Origin of the sequence: Pseudomonas rossensis (assembly GCF_039888995.1) — a bacterium.
GTDB lineage: Bacteria > Pseudomonadota > Gammaproteobacteria > Pseudomonadales > Pseudomonadaceae > Aquipseudomonas > Aquipseudomonas rossensis.
In genome coordinates, this window is the sequence record NZ_JBBWCB010000122.1 from 1 (window position 1) to 16,039 (window position 16,039).

Genomic DNA, 16,039 nt, shown 5'->3' on the forward strand with positions numbered 1-16,039 from the left:
CTCGCACACCAGGTCGCGACGCTGGCGATACTCCTCGCGCATCAGCGCCACTTCCGGCAGATCCTCATCCAGCGCCAATTGCGCGGCGTTCTGAATGAAATCCGGAATACCAAACAGCATGCACAACGACAGGTGCACCAAGTGTTCGGCCAAAGGTTTCGGACCGATCACCCAGCCCACACGCCAACCGCTCATGGCGTGGGATTTGGACAGGCTATTGATGGTCGCGGTGCGCTCGGCCATGCCCGGCAGACTGGCCGGGCTGATGTGCTCGCCTTCGTACAACAGATCGCTGTAAACCTCGTCGCTGATCAGCCACAAGTCGTGACGAATACACAGCGATGCCAGTTCCTGCCAGACCATCAGCGGCAAACTGGCGCCGGAAGGATTGTTCGGACTGTTGAGCACGATGGCGCGGGTTTTAGGTGTGATCAGCGCCGCGACATCCGCCGGATCGACCCGAAAGCCGTTCTCGGGGCGCACCGCCACCGGCACCACTTTGGCCGCGCAGGCACCGAACACGCCTTCATAGGTCACGTACATCGGCTCGGCGACGATCACTTCATCGCCGGGGTCGAGCAGGCATTGCGCGACCGAATACACCGCACATTGCGCACCCGGCAGCACGATCACATGATCGGCATCCACTGCTTGACCACTGCGGCGTCGATGGCGGTTGGCAATGCTATCGCGCAACCCCCGACTGCCACGTATTGACGGGTAGTGGGTGTCACCGGCCAACAAGCTATCGATGCACGCCTGAACGATGGGCTGCGGCGTATCGAAGTCGGGATCGCCGATCGATAGCAGCAGCACATCAACGCCCTGCTCAAGTAATTCCAGTGCTCGATCATGAATCTGCCAGGCCGCTGCGCCGTCACCGGCAATTCGTTTGGTCAAGGCTGAATAGCGCATGTAATTCTCCAGTCGCGCGGGTTCCAAGCCACAACCCTATCTCAAATCACGAAACGCGCCACCATGGCATTTAAATCCACGGCCAGGCGCGACAGTTCGTGCGTCGCGGCGCTGGTCTGGTTGGCGCCAGCGGCGGACTGGGTGGCCAGGTCGCGGATGTTCACCAGGTTGCGGTCGACTTCGCGGGACACCTGGGCCTGTTCTTCGGACGCGCTGGCGATCACCAGGTTGCGCTCGTTGATCAGCTGGATCGACTGAGTGATCTGCTCCAGCGCCACACCGGCGGCGCGGGCCATTTCCAGGGTGCTTTGGGTGCGTTGATTGCTTTGCTGCATTGAGGAGACCGCTTGGCCGGTACCGTTCTGGATGCCGGCGACCATTTTTTCGATTTCCTGGGTCGATTGCGCGGTGCGATGGGCCAACGCCCGAACCTCGTCCGCCACCACCGCAAAACCGCGCCCGGCTTCACCGGCACGGGCGGCTTCGATTGCAGCGTTGAGGGCCAGCAGATTGGTCTGTTCGGCGATGGCGCGGATCACGTCCAGCACCTTGCCGATGTCGCGCCCCTGAGCCGCCAGGCCTTCGATCATCACCGAGGTGTTTTGCACATCGTGGGTCATGGTCTGGATCGCGCCGACAGTTTCCACCACACGGTCGCGCCCTTCACGGGCAGCCTGGGTCGACTGGTTCGAGGCTTCGGACGTCGACACCGCGTTGCGTGCCACTTCTTCCACGGCGGCGGTCATTTCGTTGACGGCAGTGGCGGCCTGTTCGATTTCGTTGTTCTGCTGTTGCAGACCGCGGGAGGCTTGTTGGGTGACCGTGCTGAGTTCTTCAGCGGCGGCACCCAGTTGGGTGGCGGAGCCGGCGATCTGTTCGATGGTTTTGCGCAGGTTGGTTTGCATCGTGGACAAGGCACCGAGCAAACGTGCCGGTTCATCCTTGCCGTCGATGTCGATGGTTTTAGTCAGGTTGCCGCCCGCAATGGTTTCGGCCGCCTGGAGCGCACGGTTGAGCGGCGTGACGATGCTGCGGGTCAGCAGCCAGGCCAGCAGCACGGTCATCAGCGCCGCAATCACTGCCACTGCGATGATGCCGGTCACGGCGTTGCTGTAGTGCTCACCCGCTTCGGCCGAGGCGGTTTTCGCATATGTGTTGTTGAACGCTACCAGTTTGTTCAGCTGCTCGCCCATCTGGTCCGTACCGTCCTTGATCCGGGTGTTGATCAGCGTGCGCATCTCATCGAGTTTGTTTTGCCGCGACAGCTCCAGCATCTGGTTCTGGGCTTGCATATAGGTGTCCAGTGTTGTCGTGAACGTCTCGTACAGCGCGGCTTCTTCCGGGGTGGCCGGCAACGCTGCATAACTGGCTTGTGCGCTGCGAACCTTGTCGACCAGCACGCCGGTACGTGTCTGGGCTTCCTGCAACGCGTTCGGATCACGGTTGACCAACACCCGGAAAGAAAGAATGCGCAGGCGCAGGATGTTTTCTGTCAGGTTGCCGAGAAACACGATGCTGGGCAGCTGCGTGGTTGCCATGTCGATGGAGGCTTGGCGGATGGTCGACATGCGGTTCACGGCAAACACACCCAGCACGATGACGAGTAAGGCAATGAAGGCAAAACCCAGGAAAGCTCGAGGCGCGATATTCAGATTACGCAGTGACATAGGATGATTCTCGGGTGATTGAGGCTGCGAGCATCCTTGCGTGATCGCTGAATGGCGGGCGGTGGCGCACGCGCTTTCAGTTTGGCGCCACTGTTGGAATAGGTTTGTGTGGGCCTATTGGCTGTATCGGCCGGGGATGAGGTTTCCTGCGGGGATTGGAGAAAAATACTTCAAGGGATTACAAGTGTTTCACCCATGAAACACTCTATCTCTATGTAGCAGCTGCCGAACGCAGCCTCGCAGGCTCGGCAGCTGCTACAGGATCGCGGGGGTTTTCAGATTTTGCGAGCGGCTATTCGCCAAACCCGCGCAACATCACTCGCCCGCTCCCGCAACAACCGCGGCGCCTCGGCACACGCCTGCTCCAGCGTCATCGGCCCACTGGCCAAGGCAAACGCGGCATCGATGCCATGTTCGTACAGTGCTTGATAACCCTCCCCCAGTGTTCCGGCGAGGACGATCACCGGCACGCCATGCTGCCGAGCAATACGCGCCACACCAAACGGCGTCTTGCCACGCAGGGTCTGAGCGTCGAAACGACCTTCACCGGTGATCACCAGGTCGGCGCCCTTGACCGCATCGTCCAGGCCGACCAGTTCGGCGACCACTTCGACGCCAGCCTTGAACTGCGCCCCCAGAAACGCCTTGGCAGCAAACCCCAGGCCGCCTGCCGCACCGCTACCCGGTTCGTCACGTACATCTTTGTTCAGGACCTGAGCGCACCGTTCGGCAAAGTGCCCGAGCGCGCGATCCAGTTGTTGGACTTGCTCGGGTGATGCCCCTTTTTGCGGGCCGAAAATCGCTGAGGCACCGTGAGGGCCGCACAGTGGATTGTTGACGTCGGCGGCGATATCGAAGCGCACTTCGGCCAGGCGCGGGTCGATTTCACTCATGTCGATTCGCGCTAGTTGCGCGAGGGCCAAGCCGCCCGGTGCCAGTGTTTGGCCCTGGGCGTCCAGCAGTTTGACACCCAAGGCTTGCATCGCACCCGCCCCACCGTCGTTGGTGGCGCTGCCGCCAATCGCCAGAATGACCCGTTGCGCCCCGGCATCGAGCGCCGCGCGGATCAACTCGCCGGTGCCGAATGTACTGCTGATGCAGGCATCACGCTTGCCTGGCGGAACCAGTTGCAGGCCACTGGCCTCGGCCATCTCGATGATCGCGGTGTGGCTCTGGGGCAACCAGCCCCAGGCGGCCTCAACCGTTGCGCCGAGCGGCCCACGGACTTGGGTGCGGTGCAGTTCGCCCTCGCACGCCGCCAGAATAGACTCGACGGTCCCCTCCCCGCCGTCCGCCATCGGGCATTTGACCAGGAGCGCATCGGGCCAAACCTGCGCCAACCCCAGAGCAATGGCATCAGCCACACCCTGGGCACTCAGGCTGTCCTTGAACGAATCGGGGGCGATGACGATTTTCATGCGAATTCTCCAGTTCCAATGCGTTCCATGCTGCCAGCAGGCAAGAACAATAACGCCGGTCCGCTGCACAAGCGGCCATGACGATTATTGTTCATTTCCACAAAACCTCCCTCCACACCGTTCGTTGTAGCAGCTGCCGAGCAGCGCGAGGCTGCGTTCGGCTGCGAAGCAGTCGTAAATTCTGCAAGCACGGTTTACCTGATGCTCCGCGGCGCATGATTTCACGACTGCTGCGCAGCCGAACGCAGCCTCGCAGGCTCGGCAGCTGCTACGGATTGGTGTTGGGGAGTTCGGTTTGGGGAAGGAGCTGGACACCGAGATAAAGCGCCAGCATTCCGTCCAGCCTTAACGGGTCAACACCGCTGAGCTCGGCAATCCGCTCCATCCGGTAACGCAAACTGTTGCGATGGATGCCCAGCGCATCGGCACAGGCCTGGCTCTGACCATCGTGATCGCACCAGCTGCGCAGGGTCGCCAGCAGTTGGCCGTTGCCATCCTTGGCGATGACTTTGCGCAGCGGTTTGAGCAACTCGTCCAGCGCGTCGTCGTTGCGGTGCCGCCAGAGCATCACCGGCAACCGATAACGGTTGAGCGTCAGCAAACGGGAGTGCGGTAACACATCGCGCCCATAGGCCAGCAAGTCGCCGACGCGTCGATAGCAACGACGCAGCCCGGACAATCCATCCGCCTGCCCGCCTACGGCGATGCGCAGAATGTTCCAGCCCAGGCCGTCGAGTTTTTCCAGCAGCCGGTCATTCTCGATCGCCTGCGCCGCCGGTCGGCACCAGAGCAACGATGACTTGGCCGAACTCACGCACCAACTGTCCGGGTAGCGCGAAGTCAACCAGGCGCTGAGCGCCTCGACGGTTTGCCCCGGACCGTGTTCCATCCCTAACTCGAACAGGTACGGCACCCGCGTCATCTGCGGCTTGAGCCCCAGCTGCTGTGCTTCATCGATCAACCGCGGCGAATCCCCGGCCTCACTGAGCAGCAACGCCAGCAGATCGTCGCAACGCTGGCGCCGCCATTGCTGTTCGGCCTGCTGATTGCGCTGGCCGACCAGCATCTCGGCGGTCATCCGCACCAGCTCAGCGTAGGTGCGCAGTTGCTCGGGTTCACCGGTGATGCCCAGCACGCCAATCAAGCGCTGATCGAGCAACAGCGGCAAGTTGATGCCCGGCTGCACGCCTTTGAGATGGATCGCGGTCTGCGCGTCGATCTCCACCACCCGCCCGTTGGCCAGCACCAGTTGCGCGCCTTCATGCCGGGTGTTGACCCGCTCCGGTTCGCCGCTGCCAAGAATCAGGCCCTGGCTGTCCATGACGTTGACGTTGTACGGCAGGATGGCCATCGCCCGGTCGACGATGTCCTGGGCCAGGTCGTGATCGAGTTCGAACATAGCGGGGATCCTTGAGAGCGTGATAGAGCGGATTGTTCACCCGCACAGGCCTTGGTTGCAAACCCTGTGCTCAGGCACAAAGACAATGACCCAAGCGGTGGCCGAGACTCACTAGGCGGTCAACGTTACCCTTGCATCGCAAAAAATCATAATAAAGAGAGAGCCCGCCATGTCACAGAGCGCCGCCGCTACCCAGGCCATCGTTGACGAGAAAAACGCCGTCTACAAACGCATTACCCTGCGTTTGATTCCCTTCATCTTCATCTGCTACCTGTTCAACTACCTCGACCGGGTGAACGTTGGATTTGCCAAGCTGCAGATGCTCGACGCGCTGAAATTCAGCGAAACCGTGTACGGCCTCGGGGCCGGGATCTTCTTTATCGGCTACGTGTTGTGCGGCGTCCCCAGCAACCTGGCCCTGACCAAATTCGGCCCGCGCCGCTGGATCGCGCTGATGATGATCGTCTGGGGCACGCTCTCGACCTGTTTGCTGTTCGTCACCACCCCGACCGAGTTCTACACCTTGCGCCTGTTCACCGGCGCGGCCGAAGCCGGGTTCTTCCCGGGCGTGGTGCTCTACCTTTCGCAATGGTTCCCGACCTTCCGCCGTGGCCGCATCATGGCGCTGTTCATGTCGGCGATCCCGGTGTCTGGCCTGCTCGGCAGCCCGTTTTCCGGCTGGATTCTCAACCACTTCGGCGCAGGCCAGGCAGGTTTGGCGGGCTGGCAGTGGATGTTCTTGCTGCAAGGTATCCCGACCGTGATCCTCGGCGCCCTCGCCTACTTCCTATTGAGCGACAGTTACGCCAATGCCAAATGGCTCACGCCATTCGAGCGCTCGGTGCTGGAAGCCGACCACGCCGAAGACCTGGCCAGCAAACCGAAAACCAGCACCGACTCGCTGCTGGCCGTGTTCAAGAACCCGGCGATCTGGGCCTTCGGTCTGATCTATTTCTGCATCCAGAGCGGCGTCTACGCGATCAACTTCTGGCTGCCGTCGATCATCAAAAACCTGGGTTTCAGCGATAACCTGGTGATCGGTTGGCTCAGTGCGATTCCGTACCTGCTGGCGGCGCTGTTCATGTTGATGGTCGGCCGCTCGGCGGACCTGCGCAAAGAACGCCGCTGGCACTTGGTGGTGCCGATGCTGATGGGCGCAGTGGGTCTGCTGATCGCCGTCAACTTCGCCGCCCACCCGGCCATCGCCATCCTCGGCCTGACCATCGCCACCATGGGCGCCCTCACCGGCCTGCCGATGTTCTGGCCGGTGCCGACTGCACTGCTCAGCGCCGGTGCGGCGGCGGGTGGTTTGGCGTTGATCAACTCCATGGGGCAGATGGCCGGGTTCCTGAGTCCGTATCTGGTGGGTTGGGTCAAGGACAGCACCGGGTCGACCGATGCCGCGCTTTACCTGCTGGCGGGAGTGATTGTGTGCGGGAGTTTGTTGGCGCTGCGTATGACGCGGACGTTGCGGGTTTAAGGTTGATCGGCACGGGGTGTTCGATATTTCAGTTTGCCCCGTGCGGTTGTTCTGGTATTTGATTGAGCCTTTCCCACCGGTAAAAGGATTTAGTCATGAGCTATCGCACGCTGGGTCATTCGGGTTTACAAGTGTCGACCCTGACCCTGGGCACGATGATGTTCGGCGAACAGACCAGCACCGAAGATTCCCTGCGGATCATCGACAAGGCCTGGGACCAGGGCATCAATTTCATCGACACCGCGGACGTTTACACCAACGGCCGCTCCGAAGAGATCGTCGGCGAAGCGATTGCCGGTAACCGCCACGAATGGGTGCTGGCGACCAAGGTCGGTTTCGGCCCGGTGGACGGTGTGCCGAACCGCAGCGGCCTGAGCCGCAAGCACCTGTTCAATGGCATCGACGCCAGCCTGACGCGCCTGGGCACCGATTATCTCGACATCTATTACCTGCACCGCGAAGACCACAACACGCCGCTGGAAGTCACGGTGTCGGCCATCGGCGATTTGATCCGCCAGGGCAAGATTCGCTATTGGGGTTTGTCGAACTACCGTGGCTGGCGCATCGCCGAGGTGATTCGTGTAGCCGATCAACTGGGCGTCGACCGGCCGGTGATCAGTCAGCCGCTGTACAACATCGTCAACCGTCAGGTGGAAACCGAGCAGATCACTGCCGCGCAAAACTATGGCCTGGGCGTGGTGCCTTACAGTCCGCTGGCTCGTGGTGTGCTCAGCGGTAAATACGCGCCGGACGTGAAGCCGGATGCCAACAGCCGCGCCGGCCGCGCAGATAAACGCATTCTGGAAACCGAATGGCGCGTCGAATCCCTGCGCATTGCTCAGCAGATCCAGCAGTACACCCAGGGTCGCGGCGTGGGCATCGTGGAATTCGCCATCGCCTGGGTGCTGAACAACAGCGCCGTCACCTCAGCCATCGTAGGGCCCCGGACTGAAGAACAATGGGATACCTACACGAAGGCGCAGACGGTGAAGATTACGGCTGAGGATGAGGCGTTCATTGATTCGCTGGTTGTGCCTGGGCATGCGTCGACGCCTGGGTTTAATGATGTGAGCCACTTTGTGTCAGGGCGTAAACCGCGCTAACAGCAAAAGATCGCAGGCTTCACCAGCTCCTACCTGGATCGGTGCACCCCAGTAGGAGCTGCCGAAGGCTGCGATCTTTTATCTGGCGACACATTCTCCGGCCGAACCACGTATTCTCTGCGCCCGTTTCACGTTCAACTTCGCGAGGACAGTTTGTCTAAAGGTATCGCTCTATCGGTTTCAGCCTCGGTGCTGTTTGCCGTCATGTATTACTACACCTCGTTGCTCACGCCTTTGAGCGGCGTGGAAATCTTCGGTTGGCGAATGCTGCTGACCCTGCCATGCATGACCGTGTTCATGGTGGTCTCCGGTGAGTGGAAGCGCGTAGCCGCCCTTTTTCGGCGGCTGGTTGGCCAACCAAAACTGCTCGCCGGCCTGATCCTTTCCGCGACGCTGCTTGGCCTGCAACTCTGGCTATTCATGTGGGCACCGCTCAACGGCTATAGCCTCGACGTGTCCCTGGGCTACTTCCTGTTGCCGCTGTCCATGGTGCTGACCGGGCGGGTCGCCTATGGCGAGCGACTGTCTTACCTGCAAAAGGTTGCCGTGTTTTTTGCTTCCCTCGGCGTGCTCAACGAGCTGTATCAGGTCGGCGGCTTTTCCTGGGCGACCTTGCTGGTCGTCATCGGTTATCCGCTCTACTTCATCCTGCGCAAGCGACTGGCGACCGACAACCTCGGCGGTTTGTGGATGGACATGGCGTTGATGTTGCCCGTGGCGTTCTGGTTCGTTCAGAGCGGTGAACAGGGTTTCGCCGTGTTCGATCAGCACCCGTGGCTGTCGCTGCTGATCCCGTTACTCGGCGTCATCAGTGCTTCGGCGCTGGTGGTTTACATCATCGCCAGCCGACTGCTGCCGTTCAGCCTGTTCGGGTTGTTGAGCTATGTCGAGCCGGTGCTGTTGCTCGGCGTTGCGTTGCTGCTGGGGGAAAGCATCAAGGCCGGTGAATGGCTGACGTACATTCCGATCTGGTTGGCTGTTGTGGTGTTGGTATTTGAAGGGTTCAAGCATTTGATGCGACATCGACGCCCTTAAAAGCAAAAGATCGTCCGAACTTAAAAAGCCCGGCCAGCATTGCTGCTGACCGGGCTTTTTTACATCTGAAACGGTTTAGTCGGTGGAGAGCACACCACGACGAACCTGGTCGCGCTCGATGGATTCGAACAGCGCCTTGAAGTTACCTTCGCCGAAACCATCGTCTCCTTTACGCTGGATGAATTCGAAGAACACCGGGCCCATCAGGGTTTCCGAGAAGATCTGCAACAGCAGACGCTTGTCGCCCGACTCGGACGAACCATCCAGCAGAATGCCGCGCGATTGCAGTTGATCAACCGGCTCGCCGTGGTTCGGCAAACGGCCTTCGAGCATTTCGTAGTAGGTTTCCGGCGGCGCGGTCATGAAGCGCATGCCGATGCTTTTAAGGTGATCCCAGGTCTTGATCAGGTCATCGCTGAGGAAGGCAACGTGCTGGATGCCCTCGCCGTTGAACTGCATCAGAAACTCTTCGATTTGCCCGGCGCCCTTGGACGATTCTTCGTTCAACGGGATGCGGATCATGCCGTCCGGCGCGGTCATGGCCTTGGAGGTCAGGCCGGTGTATTCGCCTTTGATGTCGAAGTAACGGATCTCGCGGAAGTTGAACAGCTTCTCGTAGAAGTTGGCCCAGTAGGCCATGCGACCGCGGTACACGTTGTGGGTCAGGTGGTCGATGATCTTCAGGCCGGCCCCGACCGGGTTGCGGTCAACGCCTTCGATGAACACGAAGTCGATGTCGTAGATCGAGCTGCCTTCACCGAAACGGTCGATCAGGTACAGCGGCGCGCCGCCGATGCCCTTGATCGCGGGCAGGTTCAGTTCCATCGGGCCGGTTTCGATATGAATCGGCTGGGCGCCCAGTTCCAGGGCCCGGGCAAACGCCTGCTGGGCATTCTTGACGCGGAACGCCATGCCGCACACCGACGGACCGTGCTCGGCCGCAAAGTACGAAGCGACGCTGTGCGGTTCGTTGTTGAGGATCAGGTTGATCTGGCCCTGGCGATACAGGTGCACGTCTTTGGAACGGTGGGTCGCGACCTTGGTGAAGCCCATGATCTCGAAGATCGGCTCCAGGGTGTTCGGGGTCGGCGATGCGAATTCGATGAATTCAAAGCCCATCAGGCCCATTGGGTTTTCGTATAAATCTGCCATGGTTGGCGCCTCATCATTTTCTTGTCAATTAACGGATCGTTAGTTGCTGGCAATGCTGAGACCGGCGGGTGGCGCGCAGGAGATGCCCCGCACGCTGCGGGCGAGGAAGTCACCATAGATCAATTGAAACCCGAAACTCTTCATTGTCGACCCAAGGCTCTTGCGGGCGAGGCTTCTGCTGCCAGAAGACGATTATTCTTATATGCGTAACCCGATTCTACACAGCGTAAATAGGTTTGTCCGCCTTCTGTATCAAATCCCCTTTTTCCCTGCGCGCGCAAGGGGTTTGTTGCACAGGAAAATCCCCGCGAGGATCAGCCCTCCTCCCAGGCACATCGCCAGGGTCAACTGCTCGCCTAACAACAGCGCACCGAGGATCACCGCCGTCAGCGGGTTCAGGGCGATGAACACGCCTGAACGCGTCGCGCCGATTTCGCGAATGCCGTCGTAATAGCCGATATAGGCCAGCGCCGAACCCAATACGCCCAGGTACATCAGGCTCATCCATTGCTTTGGTCCGAGACTGGCGAGTGCAGCCACACTCAACTCACCGCGAACAGCACTGGTCACCCACAGCATCAGCGTGCCCAACAGAATCGAGTACGTCACCGTTTGCACCGGGCCTAGCGTCTGGTTCAGGTCTTTGGAGAACAGCGAATAAACGCCCCAGCCGAGCACGCAGCCGAAGATCAACAGATCGCCGATCCAGGCGTCGGCGTTGCCAGCCAGCAATTGTGGGTTACAGCTGACGATCACCAGGCTCGCCCCGGCAATGCAGATTGCGATTCCGACGACTTTCGCTCGACTCAAGCGCTCCTTGAACAACAGCCACGACGCCAGTCCGATCACGGCCGGGTTCAACGCCACGATCAATGACGCCCGTGAGGCGTTGATGTAATGCAGCCCATAAAAGAAGCACAGGTTGTAGAAAAAAATCCCGAAAAAACCCAGCAGCGCCAATTGAAGCCATTGCCTGGGGCTGGGCCTTGCGAGAGGCACGCGGGCCAGTAGCAGAAACACCAGCAACGCCACGCTGGCCAGCAAGAATCGGAGGCTGGCGGCAAACAAGGGGCTGAGGCTGTCGGCCAGAAACCGCCCGGCGACAAAAGTGCCACCCCAGATCATGGTGACGGCAGCCAGTTTCAGATAAACCGGGACATCCGAAGGGTTGGGCAGGCTCTGCTCATAGGTCGTCATAGGTTTCCAGAACGAGAAATCGAGGGAGATGACGTATCATTCGACTAATACCCTCTCATCGTAAAATGAGTAAACACTCATGACCCTTACCCAACTCGAGATATTTTCTCTGGTCGCCGAGCTTCAAGGTTTTACGGCGGCAGCCTATCGCTTGGGGATTTCCCAATCCGCGGTCTCTCACGCCCTCAAGTCGCTGGAACAAGAATTGGGCGTCGAGCTGCTGCGCCGACATCAGTCCCGGGTCGAACTCAGCGACATCGGCCAACAGCTTTTGCTGCGCGCCCGGGCGATGCTGGGTCTGGCCAACACCTTGCGCCAGGAAGCGGCCGATGCTCGCGGTATGAAACGCGGCACATTGCGCATCGGCTCGTTTGGCCCGACCTCATCGATCAGACTGCTGCCGCTGATCCTGCCGCACTACCGCGCGGCTCACCCGGGTATCGAGGTCCACATTGACGAAGGTCCGGACCGGCAGGTGATCCAGTGGTTGGAGGAGCGGCGTATCGATATCGGCTTCGTGGTGTTGCCCGAGGACCGGTTCGACACCTTTGCGCTGATAGAAGACCAGATGGTCGCGCTGCTGCCCGTCGATCATCCGCTGGCCCGCCACGACAGCCTGAGCTTGAGCGATTTGTGCAACGACCCGTTTGTCTTGACCGAGGCCGGTTCGTCAGAACTGGTGTCGCGGCTGTTCAGTGCCGCCCGGCTGACACCGAACATCCGTTATCGCTGCTCGCAACTACTGAGTACGCTGGACACCGTTGGCCGAGGCGACGCGCTGACGGTCGTCGCCGAAAGCTCATTGCCCGACGACCGCAACAGTCGCTACGTGAAAAAACCGCTGTCGCCACCGGTCGCCCGTCAGGTCGGTCTGGCAGTGCTTGATCAGCGCCAGTCATCACCCGCGACGCTGGCTTTTATCAAACTGGCCGAGCGCCTGAACGACCGTTGAGCGGCGCACGCGCCGCGGGCCAACTATCATGGCCTCTACCTGAACTCTTTTTGGAAGGCGTCCGGTCCTGCCAGCATTTAAGAGCCCTATTTCATCGTGACAGGTTTCGCAAATGCCACTGAACGCCAAAACCCGCCGCAAACGCGGTATCAGAATGGCTGTGACGCTACTGAGCGGATTACTCCCGGTGTTGTTGGGGCTCGCCATTCTTTATATGCAAGCTGAGCGTACGCTCAAGCAAAGTACTGAACAGACAGCCGAAGAAGCCATTCGCCAATTCGAATTGATGCTCGACAACACCGCCCAGGCCGCTCAGGAACTGCTGCCGCTGGCCGGCCAAAACTGCAACGACGTCAAACTGGCCTTGCGCGAACAGGTCACCCGCCGGCCGTTCGTGCGCTCGACCAATCTGGTGTGGGACAATACCATTTACTGCAGCTCTTTGTTCGGTGACGTTCAGGAAACAATCGTTTCCGGTGACTACAGCGAAGGCGCGTTGTTGCTGATGAAAGGCAACCCCGTCACGCCTGATACCGCATTGCTTGTGTATCGGCTCAGCAAAGAAAAACAGGGCGCGATGAGCACCCTGGACGGGTATCACCTGAGCAACGTACTGCGGCTGATCGGCCGCAAGACATTGCTGCTATTGCAAGTCGGCCCCTATTGGTTGTCCGCCGATGGCAAATTCCATGAAGGTGCCCTGCCAGCCTTTGCGGTGGCGCAAACCCAATTGGCGTCCTCGCGTTACGCCTTTTCCGTGGCGGCCGGGTTTCCTGAAGGCGAAACCTGGCGCTTCATGAGCAGTGAGTATCCGCCGCTGTTCAGCTTGCTGATCTTCTTCGGCGTGATTTCCGGCTTGATCGGGCACTTTGTGCAAAAACGCTCGTCATCACCGAGCAATGAAATGCGGCGCGCCCTGGAAGCTGCGGAGTTCATTCCGTACTTTCAACCTGTGGTGCATGGCGACAACAAGAAGTGGTCCGGCGCCGAGGTGCTGATGCGCTGGAATCATCCAAAAGAAGGTCTGGTGAGCCCGGAGCTGTTCATTCCGTTTGCCGAACACTCCGGGCTGATCGTGCCGATGACCCGCTCATTGATGCAGCAGACCGCCGAATGGTTGGCGCCTGTTTCATCTTCCTTCGAGGGCGCTTTTCACATCGGCATCAACATTACCGCCAGCCACTGCAAGGACCTGGAACTGGTCGACGATTGCCGTCAATTCCTCGCTGCCTTCGCACCGGGCGCCGTCAGCCTGGTGCTGGAACTCACCGAGCGCGAACTCATCGAACCCACGGCCATCACCCACCAACTGTTCGAGCAGCTTCACGCGCTGGGCGTGATGATCGCGATCGATGACTTCGGCACCGGTCACTCAAGCCTGGGTTACCTGCGTCAGTTCAATGTGGACTTCCTGAAAATCGACCAGAGTTTTGTCGGCATGATCGGCGTTGACGCCCTCTCACGGCATATCCTGGACACCATCATCGAACTCTCGGCCAAGCTCGACCTGGGTATCGTCGCCGAAGGCGTGGAAACCACGGAGCAAAGTGATTATCTGACCGCCCACGGCGTGAACTTCTTGCAAGGTTATCTGTTCGGCCGGCCAATGCCCGGCGCGGACTTCATTAACGCATTAAGTCACCATTAACTAGCGGCGCTAAGCGACGAGACAAGGAGATCGCGCACCAATTTGAATCAAAAGACTACTGTTGTTACATGAAGAAAAAGACAGGATTTACTCTTGGCCAATTAACTACTACAATTTTTCATGCCTGCGCTAGATTGGCAGGTGAGCCATTATCACTGAGTCCTTCAAGGCTCTTGGCTTATAGCTTTGTTTGCGGTTGGTATCAGCCAAACACACTATTGGAGTAAAGATATTGTCCAGACTCGCTGAATTTCGTGCAGCTGAAAAGGCCCTTCAAGAGCAGCTCAAGCAGCTGGAAAACCTGAAGAATGATGCCGGGCTCAAGAAAGAAATCGAATTCGAAGAAAAGCTCCAGGGGCTGATGAAAACCTACGGCAAGAGCCTGCGCGACATCATCGCCATTCTCGATCCGAACCCGGCAAAATCCGGTCTGCAACAGGCAACGCCTAAAACCCGCCGCGCTCGCGTGGTCAAGGTTTATCAGAATCCGCACACCGGTGAACTGATTGAAACCAAGGGTGGCAACCACCGCGGCCTGAAAACCTGGAAGGAACAATACGGTGCAGCTACCGTTGATTCCTGGCTGCGAGGCTAAGCACTCGCGGTGACAAAAAAGCCCTGCCAATGCAGGGCTTTTTCATGGACGCCTTCTAAATGCAACGATTGGCGTCGATCAACTCGCTACTTGTCGAATAACTTTGTGCTTAATCCGTTTGGGTATCTAAAAATTTCAGAATGCGCTGAAACCGGCAGCCATTGAAATCTTTAACTAAAGTTTCAAGCTGTTACGGGCTGCCTCTATTTCATCCTGACTCGCCTTATAAACCTCAGCCTGCCCCGCGTAGGAAAGAACATAGGCTTTATCGGCATCCACGGCGGCAACCAATGTTTGAGAGAGCACATGCCTTCCGTTCTGCGTGATCGTGCAGGTAGTTTCCAGCGCTGATAAGCGGCTCAACGTCGTCGGGTGAATCTTGTTGCAGACACTTTGATAACCGCCTTGAAAGAAGTCCTTCTGCACTGACTTGCGCATCTCCAGCAACACGCCTTGCAGATTCACCTGATGACCACTTTCCACCTGAGTCATGGTCAACTCCATCACCATCACCGGCGTGCCGTCCTGATCGATTTTCACCGCACGCTGGCGGGAAACGTGGGTGTTGGCGTCATCTTGCGGGACAGCTTCGACCTCCCAGCCGTTGGGCCAGGTCATGATTGGCTCATCTGCGTGAGCGCTGTTAACACCTGAAAGCACGCAGATCAGGACGAACATCGATTTACAGAAACGAATCATTGCAATGAACACTCACGGATTGAACCGTAAAGTCTGAGCCTCGCCCGTCTATCAGGCAATAGCCGACGCTTTGGGTTTGGTGATGTCCGAGCCCTTGCGTATCATTGTCGCCATTCGTTAGCCCCACTTATTTTCCGGAGGGCCCATGAGCCTGCACGAATTGAACACCTTCCCAGGCGTGACTGCCCAACCTGACACCGCCACCCAGAAGTTCGTCTTCAACCACACCATGCTGCGGGTCAAGGACATCACCACGTCCCTGGATTTCTACACGCGCATTTTGGGTTTCTCGCTGGTGGAAAAACGCGACTTCCCGGAAGCCGAGTTCAGCCTGTACTTCCTGGCGCTGGTCGATAAAAACCAGATCCCGGCCGACGCTGCTGCTCGCACCGAGTGGATGAAGTCGATCCCCGGCATTCTCGAACTGACCCACAACCACGGCACCGAGAACGACGCGGATTTCGCTTACCACAACGGCAACACTGACCCGCGCGGTTTTGGCCACATCTGCATCTCGGTGCCGGATATCGTTGCTGCGTGCGAGCGCTTCGAAGCGCTGGGCTGCGACTTCCAGAAACGCCTGAATGACGGCCGTATGAAGAGCCTGGCGTTCATCAAGGATCCGGACGCTTATTGGGTTGAGATCATCCAGCCAGCCCCGATGTAAGCCACACCACACACCCCTTGTGGGAGCGAGCCTGCTCGCGAAGGCGCTGTATCAGCCAACATTCAGTTGAATGACCCACCGCTTTCGCGAGCAGGCTCGCTCCCACATTGAG

14 protein-coding genes are annotated in these 16,039 nt (G+C 59.0%); 7 read left to right on the forward strand and 7 right to left on the reverse strand.

The features are described from left to right. The 4 genes from WLY71_RS24165 to WLY71_RS24180 all read right to left on the reverse strand — a co-directional run. Positions 1-915 (reverse strand): pyridoxal phosphate-dependent aminotransferase (locus WLY71_RS24165; RefSeq protein WP_347805556.1); only part of this gene is annotated, 915 nt, incomplete at its 3' end. Between the two features lie 41 nt (positions 916-956). Further along, on the reverse strand, positions 957-2,582 hold the full coding sequence (locus tag WLY71_RS24170) for a methyl-accepting chemotaxis protein (protein ID WP_347805557.1): 1,626 nt from the start codon (positions 2,580-2,582) through the stop codon (positions 957-959). Positions 2,583-2,857: 275 nt separating this feature from the next. Continuing rightward, the gene (locus WLY71_RS24175) at positions 2,858-4,000 is read right to left on the reverse strand and encodes a glycerate kinase (protein WP_347805558.1); all 1,143 of its coding nucleotides are present in this window, start codon (positions 3,998-4,000) and stop codon (positions 2,858-2,860) included. A 268-nt stretch (positions 4,001-4,268) separates the two neighbouring features. Continuing rightward, positions 4,269-5,399: a sugar diacid recognition domain-containing protein gene (locus WLY71_RS24180; RefSeq protein WP_347805559.1), complete on the reverse strand. Its 1,131-nt coding sequence runs from the start codon at positions 5,397-5,399 to the stop codon at positions 4,269-4,271. A 169-nt stretch (positions 5,400-5,568) separates the two neighbouring features. Here WLY71_RS24180 and WLY71_RS24185 point away from each other — a divergent pair, with 169 nt between their 5' ends. From WLY71_RS24185 to rarD, 3 genes are all read left to right on the forward strand, one after another. Next, positions 5,569-6,879: an MFS transporter gene (locus WLY71_RS24185; protein WP_347805560.1), complete on the forward strand. Its 1,311-nt coding sequence runs from the start codon at positions 5,569-5,571 to the stop codon at positions 6,877-6,879. 95 nt (positions 6,880-6,974) lie between these two features. Next, on the forward strand, positions 6,975-7,982 hold the full coding sequence (locus WLY71_RS24190) for an aldo/keto reductase (protein ID WP_347805561.1): 1,008 nt from the start codon (positions 6,975-6,977) through the stop codon (positions 7,980-7,982). Between the two features lie 153 nt (positions 7,983-8,135). Continuing rightward, entirely contained in the window at positions 8,136-9,017 is an 882-nt protein-coding gene (rarD, locus tag WLY71_RS24195; protein ID WP_347805562.1) for an EamA family transporter RarD, read from the forward strand. Between the two features lie 75 nt (positions 9,018-9,092). Here rarD and hppD read toward each other — a convergent pair whose 3' ends face one another. Both hppD and WLY71_RS24205 read right to left on the reverse strand, forming a co-directional pair. After that, positions 9,093-10,169 carry a 4-hydroxyphenylpyruvate dioxygenase gene (gene hppD / locus WLY71_RS24200; RefSeq protein WP_046054072.1) on the reverse strand — a complete coding sequence of 359 codons (1,077 nt, stop codon included), beginning with the start codon at positions 10,167-10,169 and terminating at the stop codon, positions 9,093-9,095. A gap of 252 nt (positions 10,170-10,421) precedes the next feature. Beyond that, complete coding sequence (locus WLY71_RS24205) at positions 10,422-11,366, reverse strand: DMT family transporter (protein WP_347805563.1); 945 nt, start codon at positions 11,364-11,366, stop codon at positions 10,422-10,424. 79 nt (positions 11,367-11,445) lie between these two features. Here WLY71_RS24205 and WLY71_RS24210 point away from each other — a divergent pair, with 79 nt between their 5' ends. From WLY71_RS24210 to WLY71_RS24220, 3 genes are all read left to right on the forward strand, one after another. Beyond that, complete coding sequence (locus WLY71_RS24210; RefSeq protein ID WP_347805564.1) at positions 11,446-12,318, forward strand: LysR family transcriptional regulator; 873 nt, start codon at positions 11,446-11,448, stop codon at positions 12,316-12,318. A gap of 112 nt (positions 12,319-12,430) precedes the next feature. Further along, the gene (locus tag WLY71_RS24215) at positions 12,431-13,966 is read left to right on the forward strand and encodes an EAL domain-containing protein (RefSeq protein ID WP_347805565.1); all 1,536 of its coding nucleotides are present in this window, start codon (positions 12,431-12,433) and stop codon (positions 13,964-13,966) included. A 232-nt stretch (positions 13,967-14,198) separates the two neighbouring features. Continuing rightward, entirely contained in the window at positions 14,199-14,561 is a 363-nt protein-coding gene (locus tag WLY71_RS24220) for a histone-like nucleoid-structuring protein, MvaT/MvaU family (protein ID WP_347805566.1), read from the forward strand. Between the two features lie 174 nt (positions 14,562-14,735). On the opposite strand, the gene WLY71_RS24225 is transcribed toward WLY71_RS24220, so the two are convergent. Beyond that, entirely contained in the window at positions 14,736-15,260 is a 525-nt protein-coding gene (locus WLY71_RS24225) for a DUF4946 domain-containing protein (RefSeq protein ID WP_347805568.1), read from the reverse strand. 145 nt (positions 15,261-15,405) lie between these two features. Between WLY71_RS24225 and gloA the strand changes: the two genes are divergently transcribed. Next, positions 15,406-15,927: a lactoylglutathione lyase gene (gloA, locus tag WLY71_RS24230; protein ID WP_347805567.1), complete on the forward strand. Its 522-nt coding sequence runs from the start codon at positions 15,406-15,408 to the stop codon at positions 15,925-15,927. The last annotated feature ends 112 nt before the right edge of the window (positions 15,928-16,039 follow it).

Excerpts from the sequence above, each read along its gene's own strand:
- WLY71_RS24215 (WP_347805565.1), top strand. The coding sequence starts at position 12,431 with ATGCCACTGAACGCCAAAACCCGCCGCAAACGCGGTATCAGAATGGCT.
- WLY71_RS24175 (WP_347805558.1), bottom strand. The coding sequence starts at position 4,000 with ATGAAAATCGTCATCGCCCCCGATTCGTTCAAGGACAGCCTGAGTGCC.
- WLY71_RS24225 (WP_347805568.1), bottom strand. The coding sequence starts at position 15,260 with ATGATTCGTTTCTGTAAATCGATGTTCGTCCTGATCTGCGTGCTTTCA.
- gloA (WP_347805567.1), top strand. The coding sequence starts at position 15,406 with ATGAGCCTGCACGAATTGAACACCTTCCCAGGCGTGACTGCCCAACCT.
- WLY71_RS24210 (WP_347805564.1), top strand. The coding sequence starts at position 11,446 with ATGACCCTTACCCAACTCGAGATATTTTCTCTGGTCGCCGAGCTTCAA.
- WLY71_RS24180 (WP_347805559.1), bottom strand. The coding sequence starts at position 5,399 with ATGTTCGAACTCGATCACGACCTGGCCCAGGACATCGTCGACCGGGCG.
- WLY71_RS24205 (WP_347805563.1), bottom strand. The coding sequence starts at position 11,366 with ATGACGACCTATGAGCAGAGCCTGCCCAACCCTTCGGATGTCCCGGTT.
- WLY71_RS24170 (WP_347805557.1), bottom strand. The coding sequence starts at position 2,582 with ATGTCACTGCGTAATCTGAATATCGCGCCTCGAGCTTTCCTGGGTTTT.
- WLY71_RS24190 (WP_347805561.1), top strand. The coding sequence starts at position 6,975 with ATGAGCTATCGCACGCTGGGTCATTCGGGTTTACAAGTGTCGACCCTG.
- WLY71_RS24185 (WP_347805560.1), top strand. The coding sequence starts at position 5,569 with ATGTCACAGAGCGCCGCCGCTACCCAGGCCATCGTTGACGAGAAAAAC.
- hppD (WP_046054072.1), bottom strand. The coding sequence starts at position 10,169 with ATGGCAGATTTATACGAAAACCCAATGGGCCTGATGGGCTTTGAATTC.